Annotated in this window: 16 protein-coding genes; 8 read left to right on the plus strand and 8 right to left on the minus strand. The window is 68.9% G+C overall.

Annotated features, from left to right (window positions below; translation table 11 throughout):
- Nucleotides 1–97: 97 nt before the first annotated feature.
- From R2S09_RS01830 to R2S09_RS01845, 4 genes are all read right to left on the minus strand, one after another.
- Nucleotides 98–601 carry a hypothetical protein gene (locus tag R2S09_RS01830; RefSeq protein WP_306184553.1) on the minus strand — a complete coding sequence of 168 codons (504 nt, stop codon included), beginning with the start codon at nt 599–601 and terminating at the stop codon, nt 98–100.
- A 126-nt stretch (nt 602–727) separates the two neighbouring features.
- On the minus strand, nt 728–1,990 hold the full coding sequence (locus R2S09_RS01835) for an MFS transporter (protein WP_316739378.1): 1,263 nt from the start codon (nt 1,988–1,990) through the stop codon (nt 728–730).
- A 93-nt stretch (nt 1,991–2,083) separates the two neighbouring features.
- On the minus strand, nt 2,084–3,166 hold the full coding sequence (locus R2S09_RS01840; protein WP_030168547.1) for an inositol-3-phosphate synthase: 1,083 nt from the start codon (nt 3,164–3,166) through the stop codon (nt 2,084–2,086).
- Between the two features lie 44 nt (nt 3,167–3,210).
- Complete coding sequence (locus R2S09_RS01845; RefSeq protein WP_306184550.1) at nt 3,211–3,894, minus strand: PadR family transcriptional regulator; 684 nt, start codon at nt 3,892–3,894, stop codon at nt 3,211–3,213.
- Between the two features lie 396 nt (nt 3,895–4,290).
- Between R2S09_RS01845 and R2S09_RS01850 the strand changes: the two genes are divergently transcribed.
- Both R2S09_RS01850 and R2S09_RS01855 read left to right on the plus strand, forming a co-directional pair.
- Nucleotides 4,291–6,996: a transglycosylase domain-containing protein gene (locus R2S09_RS01850; protein WP_306184548.1), complete on the plus strand. Its 2,706-nt coding sequence runs from the start codon at nt 4,291–4,293 to the stop codon at nt 6,994–6,996.
- Between the two features lie 127 nt (nt 6,997–7,123).
- Nucleotides 7,124–8,638 (plus strand): glycosyltransferase family 87 protein, encoded by a 1,515-nt coding sequence (locus R2S09_RS01855; protein WP_306184546.1) that lies wholly within the window; start codon nt 7,124–7,126, stop codon nt 8,636–8,638.
- Between the two features lie 84 nt (nt 8,639–8,722).
- Here the strand turns inward: R2S09_RS01855 and R2S09_RS01860 are convergent, their stop codons facing one another.
- From R2S09_RS01860 to R2S09_RS01870, 3 genes are all read right to left on the minus strand, one after another.
- Nucleotides 8,723–9,754 (minus strand): alanine racemase, encoded by a 1,032-nt coding sequence (locus R2S09_RS01860; RefSeq protein WP_306184544.1) that lies wholly within the window; start codon nt 9,752–9,754, stop codon nt 8,723–8,725.
- Nucleotides 9,755–9,837: 83 nt separating this feature from the next.
- A complete protein-coding gene (gene femX, locus R2S09_RS01865; protein ID WP_306184542.1) occupies nt 9,838–10,959 on the minus strand; it encodes a peptidoglycan bridge formation glycyltransferase FemX in 1,122 nt (373 codons plus the stop codon).
- Between the two features lie 208 nt (nt 10,960–11,167).
- Nucleotides 11,168–11,491: a hypothetical protein gene (locus R2S09_RS01870; protein ID WP_306184540.1), complete on the minus strand. Its 324-nt coding sequence runs from the start codon at nt 11,489–11,491 to the stop codon at nt 11,168–11,170.
- A 296-nt stretch (nt 11,492–11,787) separates the two neighbouring features.
- Between R2S09_RS01870 and rpsF the strand changes: the two genes are divergently transcribed.
- The 4 genes from rpsF (at nt 11,788) to rplI (ending at nt 13,512) form a co-directional block, all read left to right on the plus strand.
- Nucleotides 11,788–12,078, plus strand: coding sequence for a 30S ribosomal protein S6 (gene rpsF / locus R2S09_RS01875; RefSeq protein ID WP_003991486.1), 291 nt, complete (start codon nt 11,788–11,790; stop codon nt 12,076–12,078).
- A gap of 76 nt (nt 12,079–12,154) precedes the next feature.
- Entirely contained in the window at nt 12,155–12,730 is a 576-nt protein-coding gene (locus R2S09_RS01880; protein WP_306184537.1) for a single-stranded DNA-binding protein, read from the plus strand.
- Between the two features lie 80 nt (nt 12,731–12,810).
- A complete protein-coding gene (rpsR, locus tag R2S09_RS01885) occupies nt 12,811–13,047 on the plus strand; it encodes a 30S ribosomal protein S18 (RefSeq protein WP_003949403.1) in 237 nt (78 codons plus the stop codon).
- 18 nt (nt 13,048–13,065) lie between these two features.
- The gene (rplI, locus tag R2S09_RS01890) at nt 13,066–13,512 is read left to right on the plus strand and encodes a 50S ribosomal protein L9 (protein WP_030168569.1); all 447 of its coding nucleotides are present in this window, start codon (nt 13,066–13,068) and stop codon (nt 13,510–13,512) included.
- A gap of 192 nt (nt 13,513–13,704) precedes the next feature.
- On the opposite strand, the gene R2S09_RS01895 is transcribed toward rplI, so the two are convergent.
- Nucleotides 13,705–15,042, minus strand: a complete 1,338-nt coding sequence (locus tag R2S09_RS01895; protein WP_316739388.1) for an MATE family efflux transporter — start codon at nt 15,040–15,042, stop codon at nt 13,705–13,707.
- A gap of 459 nt (nt 15,043–15,501) precedes the next feature.
- Between R2S09_RS01895 and dnaB the strand changes: the two genes are divergently transcribed.
- Together dnaB and R2S09_RS01905 are read left to right on the plus strand one after the other, a co-directional pair.
- Nucleotides 15,502–16,977, plus strand: a complete 1,476-nt coding sequence (gene dnaB, locus R2S09_RS01900; protein ID WP_316739389.1) for a replicative DNA helicase — start codon at nt 15,502–15,504, stop codon at nt 16,975–16,977.
- Between the two features lie 91 nt (nt 16,978–17,068).
- On the plus strand, nt 17,069–18,454 hold the full coding sequence (locus R2S09_RS01905) for a serine hydrolase domain-containing protein (RefSeq protein WP_316739391.1): 1,386 nt from the start codon (nt 17,069–17,071) through the stop codon (nt 18,452–18,454).
- Nucleotides 18,455–18,492: the final 38 nt, after the last annotated feature.

Here is an 18,492-nt window from a genome sequence, read left to right on the forward strand (position 1 = left end):
CCGGGGCCATGTTTCACGTGAAACATGGCCCCGGGGATGCGAGAGGGGCGACGTTTCACGTGAAACGTCGCCCCTCCGTCGTGAGTCGAGCGGTGTGCTACTTGCTTTCCTTCAGGCAGAGCACCACGTCGTGACCGCCGCCGTACTGGACGTAGGAGATCGTCGCGTCGGTGACGGCCTGGCACTTGTCCTCGTCGGTGGAGCCGTCGAACTTCTGGACCACCTTGTACTGCGCCCCACTGGACGAGCAGTCGACCTCCTTGAGATCCGGGTCGCTCATCGTGCCGTCGTTGTGCATGCAGGCGCCCACCGAGGTGGTCTCCGCGTCGTCGCGGCCCAGGAACCAGCCCAGCCCCAGGGCGCCGCCGAACTTCAGCAGGGCGACGAGGACGGCGACGAGGACACCGCCCACGATGCGCAGTGTCTTCTTGCTGCCGCGCCTCGTCGGCGCGGGCGGCGGCGGAACCGGTGCGCCCTGCTGCTGCGGGAACGGGGCGTAGGGCTGCTGCTGCGGGGGGTACGGCTGGCCGGGCTGCTGCCCCATCGGAGCGGAGGGCGCCTGGGCGTACGGGTTCTGGCCCTGGGGCGGCGGAGTGGTCACGTGGGAGTCCCCCTGGAACATAGACAGGATGACGCGGACATGGCGTCGAGATAAGACGCACGTAAGCTACAGTCCGCCAGTGACAACCCAGTACTCCGTAGGGGGTCTGTGTCATTGATGTGACACTTACTGGCGTTCAAACCGGGCCATAGCTCCCGCAACGACCCCGTAGATCACGGCCACCGTGACCACGAGCACGGCCGAGCGGCCGTCCGGTGGCAGCATCAGCGCGGCGACGCCCGCGGCGCCCACGAAGGCGACGTTGAACAACACGTCGTACACGGAGAAGACCCGGCCGCGGAAGCCGTCCTGGATCACCGACTGCACGATCGTGTCCGTGGAGATCTTGGCCCCCTGGGTGGTCAGCCCCAGGACGAAGGCCGCGACCAGCAGCGGGCCGGTGGCGAACGGAAGGCCGAGGGCGGCCTCCAGGACGGCGGCCGAGCCGGCGCACACGGCGATCCAGCGGGCCGGGCCCAGCCGTCCCGCCGCCCACGGGGTCACCACCGCCGCGGCGAAGAATCCGGCACCGGAGAACCCCAGTGCCAGTCCGAGCAGCCGCAGGCCCTCACCGGTGCCGGACGTCAGGCCGTAGCGGCACAGCATCAGCACCATGACCGTGAGCGCGCCGTAGCAGAACCGCATCAGCGTCATCGAGGCCAGCGCCCGGGCCGCCGCCCTGCGGGGCGGCGCCACGAGATGGCGTACGCCGGCCGCCAGCTCGCGTGCGGTGCCGGTCAGCGCGGCGCCCAGTCGCGGCCGCGCCGGGCCACGGTCGGGGCCGAGCAGCTCCGGAGCCATCAGCAGTGACACGAGGGCCGAGCACAGATAGAGGGCGGCGCCGAGCAGCACCACGACCGCGTCGGAGTCCGCACCCACCAGGCGCACGAGGAAGGCGAGACCGCCGCCCGCGAAGGCCGCCAGGGAGCCCGCCGTGGGCGACAGGGAGTTGGCCATCACCAGCCGCTCGGCGTCGACCACCCGAGGCAGCGCCGCGGACAGCCCCGCGAGGACGAAGCGGTTGACGGCGGTGACGCACAGCGCCGAGACGTAGAACAGCCAGTCCGGGACGGCGGCCACCATCAGCACGGCCGCCGCCGCCGCCGTCACCGCGCGCACCAGATTGCCGTAAAGGAAGACCTGGCGGCGCCGCCAGCGGTCCAGCAGGACCCCGGCGAAGGGGCCGACCAGGGAGTACGGCAGCAGCAGCACCGCCATCGCCGAGGCGACCGCGGCGGCCGAGGCCTGATGCTCCGGGGAGAAGACGACGTAGGTGGCGAGCGCGACCTGGTACACGCCGTCGGCGCCCTGGGAGAGCAGCCGTATGGCGAGAAGGCGCCGGAAATCCTTGAAGCGCAGCAGGACGCGCAGGTCACGGACGACGGCCATGAGGCACAGCCTCACATACGGGAAGGGTCCCCGGGTCCGGTACGCGTGGCGTACCCGGCCCGGGGACCCAACAGCCCTGGCAGGAGCGGTTTTTCAGCGCTCGACGTCGCCGCGGATGAACTTCTCGACGTTCTCGCGGGCCTCGTCGTCGAAGTACTGGACCGGCGGGGACTTCATGAAGTACGAGGACGCCGACAGGATCGGGCCGCCGATGCCGCGGTCCTTGGCGATCTTCGCGGCGCGCAGGGCGTCGATGATGACACCGGCGGAGTTCGGGGAGTCCCAGACCTCGAGCTTGTACTCCAGGTTCAGCGGAACGTCGCCGAAGGCACGGCCCTCCAGGCGGACGTAGGCCCACTTGCGGTCGTCGAGCCAGGCCACGTAGTCGGACGGGCCGATGTGGACGTTCTTCTCGCCGAGGTCCCGGTCGGGGATCTGGGAGGTGACGGCCTGGGTCTTGGAGATCTTCTTGGACTCCAGGCGCTCGCGCTCGAGCATGTTCTTGAAGTCCATGTTGCCGCCGACGTTCAGCTGCATCGTGCGGTCCAGGATGACGCCGCGGTCCTCGAACAGCTTCGCCATGACGCGGTGCGTGATGGTGGCGCCGACCTGCGACTTGATGTCGTCACCGACGATCGGCACGCCCGCCTCGGTGAACTTGTCCGCCCACTCCTTGGTGCCGGCGATGAAGACCGGGAGGGCGTTGACGAAGGCGACTTTGGCGTCGATGGCGCACTGGGCGTAGAACTTCGCCGCGTCCTCGGAGCCGACCGGCAGGTAGCAGACCAGGACGTCGACCTGCTTGTCCTTGAGGACCTGGACGACGTCGACCGGCTCCTCGGCGGACTCCTCGATGGTCTGGCGGTAGTACTTGCCGAGACCGTCCAGGGTGTGGCCGCGCTGCACCGTCACACCGGTGGAGGGGACGTCGCAGATCTTGATGGTGTTGTTCTCGGACGCGCCGATGGCGTCCGCGAGGTCCAGGCCGACCTTCTTCGCGTCGACGTCGAACGCGGCGACGAACTCGACGTCCCGCACGTGGTAGTCGCCGAACTGCACGTGCATCAGGCCCGGGACCTTGGACGCCGGGTCGGCGTCCTTGTAGTACTCGACGCCCTGCACCAGCGATGCGGCGCAGTTGCCCACGCCGACGATGGCTACGCGAACCGAACCCATTCCGGTTGCTCCCTGTGTGTACTCGGTGAAGCCCCGACGGGACCTCACGTGGCGGTGTCGCCGGGCGTATCCGGCCGGGAAGGGTCCCCGGTCCGGGGCAGGCCGCCCGTCGCTCCATTGGTGGTGTCCTGCTGAGCGGTCCCCCCGGTGGCGGAACCCTTCAGGTCCCGTCCGGCCCGCTCGCTCTCGATGAGCTCGTTCAGCCAGCGCACTTCGCGCTCCACGGACTCCATCCCGTGGCGCTGGAGCTCGAGGGTGTAGTCGTCGAGGCGCTCCCGGGTGCGCGCGAGGGAGGCACGCATCTTCTCCAGGCGCTCCTCCAGCCGACTGCGGCGGCCCTCGAGCACGCGCATGCGTACGTCGCGCGACGTCTGCCCGAAGAAGGCGAAGCGCGCGGCGAAGTGCTCGTCGTCGTACGTGTCGGGGCCCGTCTGGGAGAGCAGCTCCTCGAAGTGCTCCTTACCTTCTGCCGTCAACCGGTAGACGATCTTGGCGCGACGTCCCGCGAGTGCAGCCGCGACGGTGTCCTCGGAGGTGCTCCCCGGCTCCTCGATCAACCAGCCGTTCGCGACCAGCGTCTTGAGGCAGGGGTAGAGCGTCCCGTAGCTGAACGCACGGAACACACCCAGTGACGTATTGAGTCGTTTGCGCAGCTCATAGCCGTGCATCGGGGACTCGCGGAGCAGGCCGAGTACGGCGAACTCGAGGATTCCGGAACGCCGGCCCACTGTCGCCTCCTCTCTGCCGCGACCCGGTGGTGGCGGGCCACCCCGGGTGCCGTGACGGTCTTTATGTCGCCCTGATGTATCGACTCGATACATCACGACGATAGAACGGCGCTGCGCATGCGACAAGGGGTGACATGGTGAACGGGATCACATCACTGTTTCGGTGCAGGCAAGTTGCCTGATTTGGGGTGAACTTCGGGACCCGGTGGGTTTCGGCGGTGCGTAGTCTGTGCGCCATGCAGACCACCGGGAACCGAGTGACGCCTGGGGACGTCCTCGTCCCCGGTGCAGTACGGGTGAATGCGCGACCGGCCACATCCGTACTTCGGGGGGACCGGAAACCAGCCGCCGTTTCCAGGCGCGCAAAGGTGCGCCTGCCCGAGGAGTAGTCGTTCGATGAGCGAGCACCGTCGCAAACCGCCGCAGCCGCAGGGAGGCGGACGTGCCGCGGCCCGACGCGGCCAGTCCGGTTCGTCCTCCGGCCGCCGTGCGGCACCGCGAGGCGCCACCGGGTCACCTGCCGACTCCTATGGGTCCACGTCCTACGGGTCGGGCTCGTACGGTGCGGGAGGTGAGGGCCGCCCGGCCGGCGGGCGCGCCGAGGCCCGCCGGGCGGCGCAGAGAAGCGGTGGCCGGCGCAGAGGGGCCGGCCCCGGCGGCCCGAACGGGCCGGGGCGCGGCCGGGGGCGCACGGGTCCCCCCGCCAGGAAGCGGTTCATCGACTACCCGCGGGCGGGCAGGTACGGCTGGCGTCGCTGGGTGCCGTCCTGGAAGCTGGTCTCCGGACTGTTCATCGGCTTCATCGGGAGCCTGGTGGCGGTGGCCGGCATCGGCTACGCGATGGTGAGCGTGCCCAACGTCGCCCAGACCGCGACGGCGCAGAACAACGTCTACCTCTGGTCCGACGGGTCGCCGATGGTCGCGACGGGCGGTGAGACGAACCGCCAGATCGTCAACCTCTCGCAGATCCCCGAGGCGATGCGGTGGGCGGTCATCTCGCAGGAGAACAAGACCTTCTACACCGACAGCGGCATCGACCCCAAGGGCATCGCCCGCGCGGTCTTCAACATGGCCACCGGCGGTCAGACGCAGGGTGGTTCCACGATCACCCAGCAGTACGTCAAGAACGCGCGGCTGGACGACCAGTCCCAGACGGTCTCCCGCAAGTTCAAGGAGATCTTCATCTCGATCAAGGTGGGCGCCACCGTCAAGAAGGACGACATCCTGGCCGGCTACCTGAACTCCGCGTACTACGGCCGGGGGGCGTACGGCATCCAGGCGGCCGCGCGTGCGTACTTCAACAAGGAGGCCATCCAGCTGAACCCGGGTGAGTGCGCCTTCCTCGCGGCGACGCTCAAGGGCGCCACGTACTACGACCCGGCCGGCTCCGTCTCCATCGACCCGGCCGCCACGCCCGAGGCCAACGCCAGGCGCGCCACGGCACAGATGCAGGACACCCTGGACAAGATGGTCAAGTACGGCCATCTGAGCGCCGCCGAACGGGCCAAGTACACCAGGCTCCCCCACTGGGAGAACCCGCGGTCCAACACCAGGCTGAGCGGTCAGATCGGCTACCTCGTCGACCTGGCCAACAGCTATCTGGTCGCCCACAGCGACGAGACGCACATCACCCAGGAGCAGCTGCAGCTGGGCGGCTACACGATCAAGACGACCTTCGACAAGAAGAAGGTCAACGAGCTCAAGAGCGCGGTCGAGAAGGTCCAGAAGGCCAACATCAAGCCGAAGGAACGTCCGGACACCGACACCCACGTCCAGTTCGGCGGTGCCTCGGTGGACCCGGCCACGGGGGCCATCAAGGCGATCTACGGCGGTGAGGACTGGACGAAGCACTTCACCGACAACGCCGACGCCACCGGCGCGCAGGTGGGCTCGACCTTCAAGCCGTTCGTGCTGGCGGCAGCGATGCGGGACGGCGTCCGCGACCCTCACGGGGACCCGACGCAGGCGCAGGACGAACGGACGCAGGTCTCGCCCAAGAGCCGCTTCAGCGGCAAGAACAAGCTCAAGATCAAGGACTACGACGGGACGGTCTGGAAGAACGAGAAGGGCGAGGAGTGGCTGCAGACCAACGACGGCAATGAGTCCTACGGGAACCCCCCGAACTACATGATCGATCTGCGCGAGGCGATGCGGGAGTCGGTGAACTCCGCGTTCGTCCAGCTGGGCATGGACGTGGGTCTGGACAAGGTCAAGCAGGCGGCCCTGGACGCGGGTCTGAAGGAGGACAGCCTGGCCGGCACCAGCTACCCGTCCTTCTCCATCGGTATCTCCGACCCCAGCGCGATCCGCATGGCCGGCGCCTACGCCACGTTCGCGGCCAGCGGCAAGCAGAACGACCCGTTCTCCGTCCTGGAGGTCAAGAGCAAGGACGGGCCGGTCTACAAGCACACGAGCAGCACGAAGCAGGCCTTCACCGCGGCGGTCGCCGACAATGTGACGGACGTCCTCAAGACCGTCGTCGAGAGGGGAACGGGTACCAACGCCCAGCTGCCCGGTCGCGAGGTGGCCGGCAAGACGGGCACCACCGACGGCAACAAGTCCGCCTGGTTCGTGGGCTACACCCGGCAGCTGTCCACCGCCATCAGCATGTTCCGGATGGACGACAACGAGAAGAACAAGTCGCGCACCTTCCTGAAGATGTACGGAACGGGCGGCCAGAAGAAGATCCACGGTGCCTCGTTCCCGGCTCAGATCTGGCACGACTACATGTTCCAGGCGCTCAAGGGCCAGTCGGCCGAGCCGTTCCCGGCGCCCGAGCCCATCGGGGAGATCGTCAACGCCGCTCCCAGCCCCACGCCCACTCCCTCGGCCACCCAGACCCAGGAGTCGAGCCCGACGCCGACGCCCACGCCCAGCGCGACGAACACCAGCCCGTCGCCCACGCCGACCCAGTCGAACTGTGGCTTCTTCGGCTGCTCGGACACCGGCGGTCAGAACGGCGGCAACGGCACCGGAGGCACCGACACCGGCGGCACGGACGGAGGCTTCCCCTCCCCGACGCCCACCGCCACGGAGACCAGCACCGGAGGCACCACCCGGGGCAACGGAAACGGCGGCTTCTTCGGAGGCACGAGCAATTAGCCGTGAGGCCGTGAGTCCTCGATCCGGCGCCGTCCGGTAAGGACGTTTCACGTGAAACATGGGCCGTCGCACCGTCCAGGTGCGGCGGCCCACGGCTTTTCCGAGACGCGTACGGCAGGATGGCGGCATGCCCAGTGCTGAATCGACGCAAGCGAGCGTGCACGAGCCCGCCCCCGGCCCGGTGCGGCCGACCAGGGAGGACGAGGTCGCCGCGGCCGGCAGCGAGCTGATCGGCGGTCCTACCGGGCGGCGCGCCCTGCTCGGGACGTCCTGGTGGACTCCGGTGCGGGTCGTCGCGCTCGTCGCGATCGGCATGTTCGCCCTCGGACTGGTCCAGAAGGCGCCCTGCTACCACAGTGCCTGGTTCTTCGGGGCCAGCTCGCAGTACACGAAGGCCTGCTACTCGGACATCCCGCACCTCTATCAGGGGCGCGGCTTCGCCGACGGTCTCGTGCCCTACTTCGACAAGCTCACCGGCGACATGCCGTACCTCGAGTATCCGGTGCTGACCGGTGTGTTCATGGAGGTGGCCTCCTGGCTGACCCCGCACAGCGGCACCATCCAGCACCAGGAGCAGTGGTACTGGATGGCCAACGCCGGGATGCTGATGGTCTGCGCGGCCGTCATCGCCGTCTGTGTGGTCCGCACGCATGCCCGGCGGCCCTGGGACGGTCTGCTGGTGGCTCTGGCGCCGGCCTTCGCGCTGACCGCGACCATCAACTGGGACCTGCTGGCGGTCGCCCTGACGGCCGCCGCGATGCTGATGTGGTCCCGGCGGCGCTCCCTCGCCTTCGGCGTCCTGCTGGGGCTCGCCACGGCCGCCAAGCTCTACCCGGTGCTGCTGCTCGGCCCCCTGCTCGTGCTCTGCTGGCGGGCGGGCCGATGGCGGGACTTCGGCAAGGCCCTGGCGGGAGCGGTCGTCGCCTGGTTGCTGGTGAACGTGCCGGTGATGGCCTTCGCCTCCGACGGCTGGTGGCAGTTCTACAGGTTCAGCCACGACCGGGGCGTCGACTTCGGCTCCTTCTGGCTGATCTGGGCCCAGAACTCCAGCAGTCCGCCCAGCACCGACTTCGTCAACACCGTGGCCACGCTGCTGGTGGTGCTGTGCTTCCTCGGTATCGCGGCGCTGGCCCTGTTCGCTCCCCGCCGCCCGCGCTTCGCCCAGCTGGCCTTCCTGGTGGTGGCGGCGTTCATCCTCACCAACAAGGTCTACTCACCGCAGTACGTGCTGTGGCTGGTCCCGCTCGCGGTGCTGGCCCGTCCGAAGTGGCGGGACTTCCTCATCTGGCAGGCCTGCGAGGTGGCGTACTTCCTCGGCATCTGGATGTACCTCGCGTACACGACCAGCGGGGACGCGCACAAGGGACTGCCGACCGACGGCTATCACTGGGCGATCGCCGTGCATCTGGCGGGGACGGTGTACCTGTGCGCGGTCGTCGTCCGCGACATCCTGATGCCGGAGCGGGACGTGGTGCGCCGCGGCGGGGACGACGATCCTTCGGGCGGTGTCCTCGACGGTGCGCCGGATGCCTTCGTCCTCGGCACCTCAGGCCATTCCCGGCTCCACGCGGCACACTTCGACGGGCCCCCGGTGGAGTGGGGCAGTCGGATCCCGGCCCCACCCGACGACCGTTCGCTGTGAGCGAACGGCGCTGAGGGGGCTTCAGGAAGAGCGAAGGCCGTACACGGCAGGCATCGTGTACGGCCTTCGGCGTGGCTGGGCCGCTCAGCGGTCCACGAGCCGGTCGAACTGCGTGGTGGTGTGCCGCAGATGGGCCACCAGTTCGTCCCCGACCTTCGGCTCCGGCGCGTCCGAGGGCACGAACAGGATGGAGACCTGCATGTGCGGGGGCTCGGCGAACCAGCGCTGCTTGCCGCCCCAGACGAACGGCGAGAGGTTCCGGTTCACCGTGGCCAGCCCGGCCCGTGCCACGCCCTTGGCGCGCGGCATGACGCCGTGCAGCGCCTTGGGTGCCTCCAGGCCCACTCCGTGCGACGTGCCGCCCGCCACGACGACGAGGAAGCCGTCGGAGGCCGCCTTCTGCTGGCGGTAGCCGAAGCGGTCGCCCTTGGCCACCCGTGTGACGTCCAGGACCGCGCCGCGGTACTCGGTGGCCTCGTGGTCACCGAGCCACAGCCGCGTGCCGATGCGGGCGCGGAACTGGGTCTGCGGGAACTGCTGCTGCAGCCGGGCGAGCTCCTCGGCCTTGAGGTGGCTGACGAACATCGTGTGCAGCGGAAGCCGTGCCGCGCGCAGCCGGTCCATCCAGCCGATCACCTCCTCGACGGCGTCCGAGCCGTCGGTGCGGTCCAGCGGCAGATGGATGGCGAAGCCCTCCAGGCGGACGTTCTCGATGGCGGCGTGCAGCTGGGGCAGGTCCTGCTCGCTCACGCCGTGCCGCTTCATCGAGGACATCACCTCGATGACGACGCGCGCGCCGACGAGGCCGTACACGCCGTCGACCGACGACACCGAGCGGATCACCCGGTCGGGCAGCGGCACGGGCTCCTCGCCGCGCCGGTAGGGCGTCAGCACCAGCAGGTCGCCGCCGAACCAGTCCTTGATCCGTGCGGCCTCGTAGGTCGTGCCGACGGCGAGGACGTCCGAGCCGAGCCGGGTGGCCTCCTCCGCCAGCCGCTCGTGGCCGAAGCCGTAGCCGTTGCCCTTGCAGACCGGGACCAGCCCCGGGAACTGCTCCTGCACGTGCTTGTGGTGCGCCCGCCAGCGCGCGGTGTCGACGTAGAGCGTGAGCGCCATGGCCGGACCCGGAACCTTTCTCGTGGCTGCGGTGAATCAGAAGTGTGGGGATTGGCGACGGTGTCGATGCGGAGAACGCGAGGTCAGCGACGCGACATGTAGATGTCGAGTGCCTTGTGGAGCAGCTTGTTCAGCGGGAAGTCCCACTCGCCGAGGTACTCGGCGGCCTGCCCGCCGGTGCCGACCTTGAACTGGATCAGGCCGAACAGGTGGTCGGTCTCGTCCAGCGAGTCGGAGATGCCGCGCAGGTCGTAGACCGTGGCGCCGAGGGCGTAGGAGTCGCGCAGCATCCGCCACTGCATCGCGTTCGAGGGGCGGACCTCACGGCCGATGTTGTCGGAGGCCCCGTAGGAGTACCAGACGTGGCCACCGACGATCAGCATCGTCGCCGCGGCCAGGTTCACGCCGTTGTGCCGGGCGAAGTACAGCCGCATGCGGTTGGGGTCCTCCGAGTTGAGGGCCATCCACATGCGCTGGAAGTACGACAGCGGGCGCGGCCGGAAGTGGTCGCGCACGGCCGTGATCTCGTACAGCCGCTGCCACTCCTCCAGGTCGTGGTAGCCGCCCTGGACGACCTCGACACCCGCCTTCTCGGCCTTCTTGATGTTGCGGCGCCACAGCTGGTTGAAGTTCTTGTGCACCTCTTCCAGGGACCGGTTGGCGAGCGGCACCTGGAAGACGTAGCGGGGCTGGACGTCGCCGAAGCCGGCGCCCCCGTCCTCGCCCTGCTGCCAGCCCATACGGCGCAGCTTGTCGGCGACCTCGAAGGCGCGGGGCTCGATGAAGTCGGCCTCGAGGTCGCGCAGGCGCTTGACGTCCGAGTCCTGGATGCCCCTCTTGATGGTCTCCGAGTTCCACCGGCGGATGATCACCGGCGGGCCCATCTTCACCGAGAAGGCACCCTGCTGCTTCAGATGCGCCAGCATGGGCTGGATCCAGTCGTCGAGGTTCGGCGCGAACCAGTTGATGACCGGGCCCTCGGGCAGATAGGCGAGGTAGCGCTTGATCTTGGGCAGCTGACGGTAGAGGACCAGGCCCGCACCGACCATCTCGCCGGTGCGGTCGTCGAACCAGCCGAGATTCTCCGAGCGCCACTCCGCCTTGACGTCCGCCCATGCCGGGACCTGCATGTGACTCGCCGCCGGCAGACTCTGGATGTAGGCCAGATGCTGCTCTCGACTGATGGTCCTCAGGGTCAGGCTCATTCGGGGCGCTCCTCGGGCTGGCGTGTCCCCATGGGTTCAGGGGCTCCGGCTCTCGCGCCGAAGCCTACTGCGCCCCGGGAGCGCGCACTCTGGCCGCACGCAACCTTCGCCCCGGCCCATTGGCCGGGGCGTGCTGCGGGTCGGACGGACGGCGCCCGCGGGGTCAGGCGGACGCCGTCCGGGACAGGAGCGGCCGGGATGCCCGGCGTCAGCTGATGACACCGCCGAAGAGGCCGCCGTGTGCCATGCCGAGGAAGAAGCCGATCGCGGCGGCGCCGAGGCCGAGGATCAGCCCGAAGCGCTCGCGCGTGGTCACGGAGATCCACTGGCCGTACGCCCCGGTGAGGATGCCCGCCAGGCCGGCCCAGGAGCTGACCAGATGCAGGCCGTGGAAGAGGAGCCCGGTGATGAAGGCGAGCACACCCAGCACCAGGGTCACCGCGAGCAGGGTGTCCTGCAGCGGATGGGACTTGCCGTCCGTGGCGAAGAGCCCGTTGCTCGCGGCGGTGTTCGGTCGCATCGTCTGTGCCATGGGCACCTCCAGCGAAAAGCGGCGCATCGTAGCGCCGTGCACACCCGAGGTGTCCAGGTTGCCGGGTCCTGCGCCCCGATTTCAACCGGAAGCGGGGGTGCGGGTAGTCTGTACCCTCTGCACTCGTGTCTGCCCGGACCGAAGCCAGGGCAACCTGGGGACGGCCCGGAGATTCCGTCGGCCGACCCCGATTGTCAGTGCCGGCTGATTTACTGGCAAGCACGATTGCGTACGCATCACAACCCTCCTGCCACGGAACGACCGTGGCCGCTGAGTCCAAAGGAGGTGGGTTCCACATGCGTCACTACGAGGTGATGGTCATCCTCGACCCCGACGTCGAGGAGCGCGCTGTCTCCCCGCTGATCGAGAACTTCCTCTCTGTCGTCCGTGACGGCGGCGGAAAGGTCGAGAAGGTCGACACCTGGGGCCGTCGTCGTCTCGCGTACGAGATCAAGAAGAAGCCCGAGGGCATCTACTCGGTCATCGACCTGCAGGCCGAGCCTGCGGTCGTCAAGGAGCTCGACCGCCAGATGAACCTGAACGAGTCGGTCCTCCGGACCAAGGTCCTCCGCCCCGAGACCCACTGAGCCCTCCCGCTCAGCCGGTCTCGGGATTCGAGTAGCAGCACAAGCAGCCAGCAGCACACCCGCCGAGAGGTTCCCCATGGCAGGCGAGACCGTCATCACGGTCATCGGCAATCTTGTCGACGACCCCGAGCTGCGCTTCACCCCCTCCGGTGCGGCGGTCGCGAAGTTCCGTGTCGCGTCCACACCCCGCACCTTCGACCGCCAGACGAACGAATGGAAGGACGGCGAGAGCCTCTTCCTGACCTGCTCGGTCTGGCGCCAGGCGGCGGAGAACGTCGCCGAGTCGCTCCAGCGAGGCATGCGCGTGATCGTGCAGGGCCGGCTGAAGCAGCGGTCCTACGAGGACCGTGAGGGCGTCAAGCGCACGGTCTACGAGCTGGACGTCGAGGAAGTCGGCGCCAGCCTGCGCAACGCCACGGCCAAGGTCACCAAGACCAGCGGCCGCGGTGGTCAGGGCCAGGGCGGCTACGGCGGCGGTGGCGGCCAGGCGGGCGGCGGCTGGGGCGGCGGCCCCGGCGGTGGCCAGCAGGGCGGCGGTGCTCCCGCCGACGACCCGTGGGCGACCGGCGCTCCCGCCGGTGGCAACCAGGGCGGCGGCTGGGGTGGCGGCTCCGGCGGCGGTGGCGGCTACTCGGACGAGCCCCCCTTCTAGGCCTGCGGCCGGCCTTCCGGGGCCGGGCCTGGGTCGGGGTGGGCCGTACCCACACTTCTTGATCACACAGGAGAAACACCATGGCGAAGCCGCCTGTGCGCAAGCCTAAGAAGAAGGTCTGCGCTTTCTGCAAGGACAAGGTCACGTACGTGGACTACAAGGACACGAACATGCTGCGGAAGTTCATTTCCGACCGCGGCAAGATCCGTGCCCGCCGCGTGACCGGCAACTGCACGCAGCACCAGCGTGACGTCGCCACGGCCGTCAAGAACAGCCGTGAGATGGCGCTGCTGCCCTACACGTCCACCGCGCGCTAAGGGAAGGGTGACCTACTCATGAAGATCATCCTCACCCACGAGGTCTCCGGCCTCGGTGCCGCGGGCGACGTCGTCGACGTCAAGGACGGCTACGCTCGCAACTACCTGATCCCGCGGAAGTTCGCGATCCGCTGGACCAAGGGTGGCGAGAAGGACGTCGAGCAGATCCGTCGTGCTCGCAAGATCCACGAGATCCAGACCATCGAGCAGGCCAACCAGGTCAAGGCCCAGCTCGAGGGCGTGAAGGTCCGCCTGGCCGTTCGCTCCGGCGACGCCGGCCGTCTCTTCGGTTCCGTCACCCCGGCCGACGTCGCCTCGGCGATCAAGGCCGCCGGTGGTCCCGAGGTCGACAAGCGTCGCATCGAGCTGGGTGCGCCGATCAAGACCCTGGGCGCCCACGAGACGTCCGTGCGTCTGCACCCCGAGGTTGCCGCCAAGGTCAGCATCGAGGTCGTCGCCGCCTGAGCGCTGCGCGCTGATTGAGCAGTCGGGAAAGGGGCCGCACCCATCGAGGGTGCGGCCCCTTTCCACGGGCGTGGCGCTTCCATGGATGGCTTTTCCACAGGCGTGGCCCGTTTTTTCCACCGCCGTCACTCGCCATGTGGCGCTGGGTGTTTCACGTGAAACCTGACAGGCATGGTGTTTCACGTGAAACGGTCAGCGCGTCGCACCGGTGACGATCCAGCGGCCCGAACGCGAGCGCAGCCACAGCGTCAGCAATCGCACGGTCATCATCAGCGTCATCGCAGCCCAGAGCGCCGTGAGCCCGCCTCCGAGGATCGGCACGAGCAGCGCCACCGGCGTGAAGACCACGAGGGTCACCAGCATGGCGCCCGCGAGGTAAGGCCCGTCTCCAGCACCCATCAGCACACCGTCGAGGACAAAGACCACGCCGCAGATCGGCTGGGAGAGCGCCACCATGAGCAGCGCGGGCAGCGCCGCGTCCTTGACCACGGCGTCGCTGGTGAACAGAGGCAGGAAGAGCGGGCGGCTTGCCAACACGAGGAGCCCGAGGACGACTCCGACCGCCATGCCCCACTGGACCATGCGGCGGCAGGCCTCACGCGCGCCCCGGGGATCGTCGGCACCGAGGTAGCGCCCGATGATCGCCTGCCCGGCGATCGCGATCGCGTCGAGCGCGAAGGCGAGCAGGCTCCACAGGGACAGGATGATCTGGTGGGCGGCGATGTCCGCGTCGCCGAGGCGGGCAGCGACCGCCGTGGCGATCATCAGGATGGCCCGTAGCGAGAGGGTGCGGACGAGCAGGGGAACTCCGGCCTGTGCGGACGCCCTGATGCCGGCGGCGTCCGGGCGCAGAGAGGCAGCGTGTCTGCGGGCTCCGCGGATGACCACGGTGAGGTAGACGGCGGCCATGCCCCACTGGGCGATGACGGTGCCCCAGGCGGAACCTGCGATGCCGAGTCCGGCGCCGTAGACGAGGCCTGCGTTGAGGGCGGCGTTGGCGATGAAGCCGACGACGGCGACGTAGAGCGGTGTCCGGGTGTCCTGCAGTCCGCGCAGCACACCTGTGGCGGCGAGCACCACGAGCATGGCCGGGATGCCCAGGGCGGAGATGCGCAGATACGTCGTCGCGTACGGAGCTGCCGTGTGCGAGGAGCCGAAGAGGTCGACCAGGACGGGTGCAGTGGGCAGGACGACCGCGATGACGGTAGCGCCGAGCAGCAGGGCCAGCCAGATGCCGTCCATGCCCTGGCGGATGGCGGCCTGGAGATCACCCGCGCCGACACGTCGGGAGACGGCGGCCGTGGTGGCGTAGGCGAGGAAGACGAAGACGCTGACGGCGGTCGTCAGCAGGGCCGAGGCGACACCGAGTCCGGCGAGCTGCGCCGTTCCGAGGTGGCCGACGATCGCGCTGTCGGCCATGACGAAAAGCGGCTCGGCGACGAGGGCGCCGAAGGCCGGGACGGCCAGCGCGACGATCTCTCGGTCGTGCTGACGTCGGCCGGCCGTAGGGCGTGCGGGGGCCTGTGTCATGGGCACCAATCTAATCGTCCACAGGTAAGTGACGCAAAGGCCTTGCACCCCTTACTTGTCGTCTCGTGCTGCGCACTCGTACGCACCGTTCGAACCGATCTTGGTCCGACGGGGAAAGTTTTTCTTCTGCACAGCCAGTGGACGGCAATGATGCAGGTCAGAAGGGTCCTGGGGAATTCGGCGAGGCCTTGTTCACAGCACTGTCCACCGGGTCGTGCACAGGTTTGGGGGAGTTCTCCACAGCATCCGGTCGCTCGTCCACATGGCCTGTGGATAACCAGATTGGCTGACGGTGCCCGGGGGCCTACCGTAGTCCGGCGCGCGCTCCGTCCGCAGGCTTCCAAACCGTCATAAAAAGACGGGCCAGAAGCGGAGTCGGGCTTCTCGAATTGTCAGTGCCGTGCCGTAGAAATGAGGGGCACGGCGAGGTCCGCTCGGCGGACGGGAGGAGGTCGCTCGGTGAGCATTTCCGAGCCCCTGGACGACCCGTGGGCCGGCAGCGGACCCAGTGATCGTCTGCCCGCCTCCCGGCGTCGGCCCGACCAGGTCCGCGGCCGCGACGAACAGCACGACCGCGGCCCGGACGACGGGAAGTGGGACAGCGGCTCGTCGTTCGAGCGCGTCCCCCCGCAGGATCTCGACGCGGAGCAGTCCGTCCTCGGCGGGATGCTCCTGTCCAAGGACGCCATCGCCGACGTCGTCGAGATCCTCAAGGGCCACGACTTCTACAAGCCCGCGCACGAGACGATCTACCAGGCCATCCTCGACGTCTATGCCAAGGGTGAGCCGGCCGACCCCATCACCATCGCCGCCGAGCTCACCAAGCGCGGTGAGATCAACAAGGTGGGCGGCGCCTCGTATCTGCACTCCCTGGTGCAGACCGTGCCCACGGCGGCCAACGCCGCGTACTACGCGGAGATCGTCCACGAGCGCGCGGTCCTGCGCCGCCTGGTCGAAGCGGGTACGCGGATCACACAGATGGGATACGCGGCCGACGACGACGTCGACGAGATCGTCAACCGTGCCCAGGCCGAGATCTACGCGGTCACCGAACAGCGCACCAGCGAGGACTATCTGCCGCTGGGCGACATCATGGAGGGCGCACTCGACGAGATCGAGGCGATCGGCTCGCGCAGCGGGGAGATGACGGGTGTGCCCACCGGGTTCACCGACTTCGACTCGCTGACGAACGGCCTGCACCCGGGGCAGATGATCGTCATCGCCGCACGGCCTGCGATGGGTAAGTCGACGCTCGCGCTGGACTTCGCGCGGGCCGCGTCGATCAAGCACAACCTGCCGAGCGTCATCTTCTCCCTGGAGATGGGCCGCAACGAGATCGCGATGCGTCTGCTGTCCGCGGAGGCCCGGGTCGCCCTGCACCACATGCGCTCGGGCACGATGACCGACGAGGACTGGACGCGGCTGGCCCGCCGCATGCCGGATGTCTCGGCTGCTCCGCTCTACATCGACGACTCCCCGAACCTGTCGATGATGGAGATCCGCGCCAAGTGCCGGCGCCTGAAGCAGCGCAACGACCTCAAGCTGGTCGTCATCGACTACCTCCAGCTGATGCAGTCCGGCGGCTCCAAGCGCGCCGAGAGCCGCCAGCAGGAGGTCTCGGACATGTCCCGCAACCTCAAGCTGCTGGCCAAGGAGCTGGAGGTCCCGGTCATCGCGCTCTCCCAGCTCAACCGTGGCCCCGAGCAGCGCACCGACAAGAAGCCGATGGTCTCCGACCTGCGCGAGTCCGGCTCCATCGAGCAGGACGCCGACATGGTCATCCTGCTCCACCGCGAGGACGCCTATGAGAAGGAGTCGCCGCGCGCCGGTGAGGCCGACCTGATCGTGGCCAAGCACCGCAACGGCCCGACGGCGACGATCACGGTCGCCTTCCAGGGCCACTACTCGCGGTTCGTGGACATGGCGCAGACCTGACCGGTGCCCGTGGGCGGGTAGCCTCCGCTGCCCAGGCCGCCACGGGTGAAATCCGCTCGACGTGCACGGGTGTACCGGATGGACTGAGGGCATGACGACACCTCAGGACGAGCTGCTTCCGAGTACCCGCCGGGCCCTGCTGCACCGGATCGCGGTCGCCCAGGCCGAGGGGCGGGCACCGTCGCTCGTCGCTGCGGTCGCCCGTGGCGGGCGGACGGTCTGGCATGGCGCGCGGACGTCGGTGGACGGCCATGCGCCGGACGAGAACACGCAGTACCGCATCGGCTCGATCACCAAGACCTTCACCGCCGTGCTCGTGCTGCGCCTGCGCGACGAGGGCCTCCTCGATCTCGTGGACCCGCTGGAGAAGCATCTGCCGGGAACCGGTGCGGGGGAGGCGACGGTCGGGGATCTGCTGGCGCACACCGGCGGCCTGGCTGCCGAGTCGCCCGCACCCTGGTGGGAGAGGACCCCTGGAACACTTCGCCCCGAACTCTCCGATGTGCTCGGCGAGAAGCCGCTGCGGCACCCGGTCGGACGACGGTTCCACTACTCCAATCCCGGCTACACCGTCCTGGGCGCACTCGTCGAGAAGCTGCGCGGCGCCGCGTGGGAGGACGTCCTTCGGCGGGAGGTACTCGAGCCCCTGGGGCTGCATCGGACAAGCACTCGACCGCAGGCGCCCCATGCCGGTGGCTGGGCAGTGCACCCGTGGGCCGACGTGATGCTGCCCGAGCCCGCCGAGGACCTCGGGCGGATGGCCCCGGCCGGACAACTCTGGTCCACCACGGGTGACCTGGCCCGGTTCGCCGTCTTCCTCGCCCAGGGGGACGACCGGGTGCTGAGCGCCGAGTCGCTGCGCGAGATGCGGCAGCCGTCGGCCCCGCCCGAGGACGTGGACGTGGTGACGGGGTACGCCTACGGGCTGGGGCTGGAACTGCGGAGGTCCGGCGAGCGGCTGCTGGTGGGGCACTCGGGGTCGCTGCCGGGCTTTCTTGCCTTCCTGACCGTCGCCATCGAGGACGACGTGGCCGTCGTCGTGCTGGCCAACTGCACCTCAGGCGTGCCGCTGGCCACCGTGGGTGCCGACCTGGTCCGCATCGTCGCCGACGCCGAACCGCGGATTCCGGAGCCCTGGCGGCCGCTGCCGGAGGCGGAGCCGTCCGTGCTGGAGCTGGCGGGGCAGTGGTACTGGGGGACGTACGGCTTCGGCCTGCGGCTGACGGCCGACGGGCTCCTCTCCCTGGAGCCGCTGTCCGGCACCGGCCGGCGTTCGCGGTTCCGGGCGAACGGTGACGGCACCTGGACCGGGCTGGAGGGGTACTACGCCGGAGAGCTGCTGCGGCCCGTACCGCGGGCCGATGGCTCAGTGGACCATCTGGACCTCGGGTCCTTCGTGTTCACGCGCCAGCCCTACGACGAGAACGCGTCGGTTCCCGGTGGAGTCGACCCGGCGGGATGGCGCGGCATCGAGTAGTCCGCCTCTCGCTGAAGGGGCCTGTTTCACGTGAAACA

This window comes from Streptomyces sp. MK7, assembly GCF_032658145.1.
Taxonomy (GTDB): Bacteria; Actinomycetota; Actinomycetes; order Streptomycetales; family Streptomycetaceae; genus Streptomyces; species Streptomyces spiralis.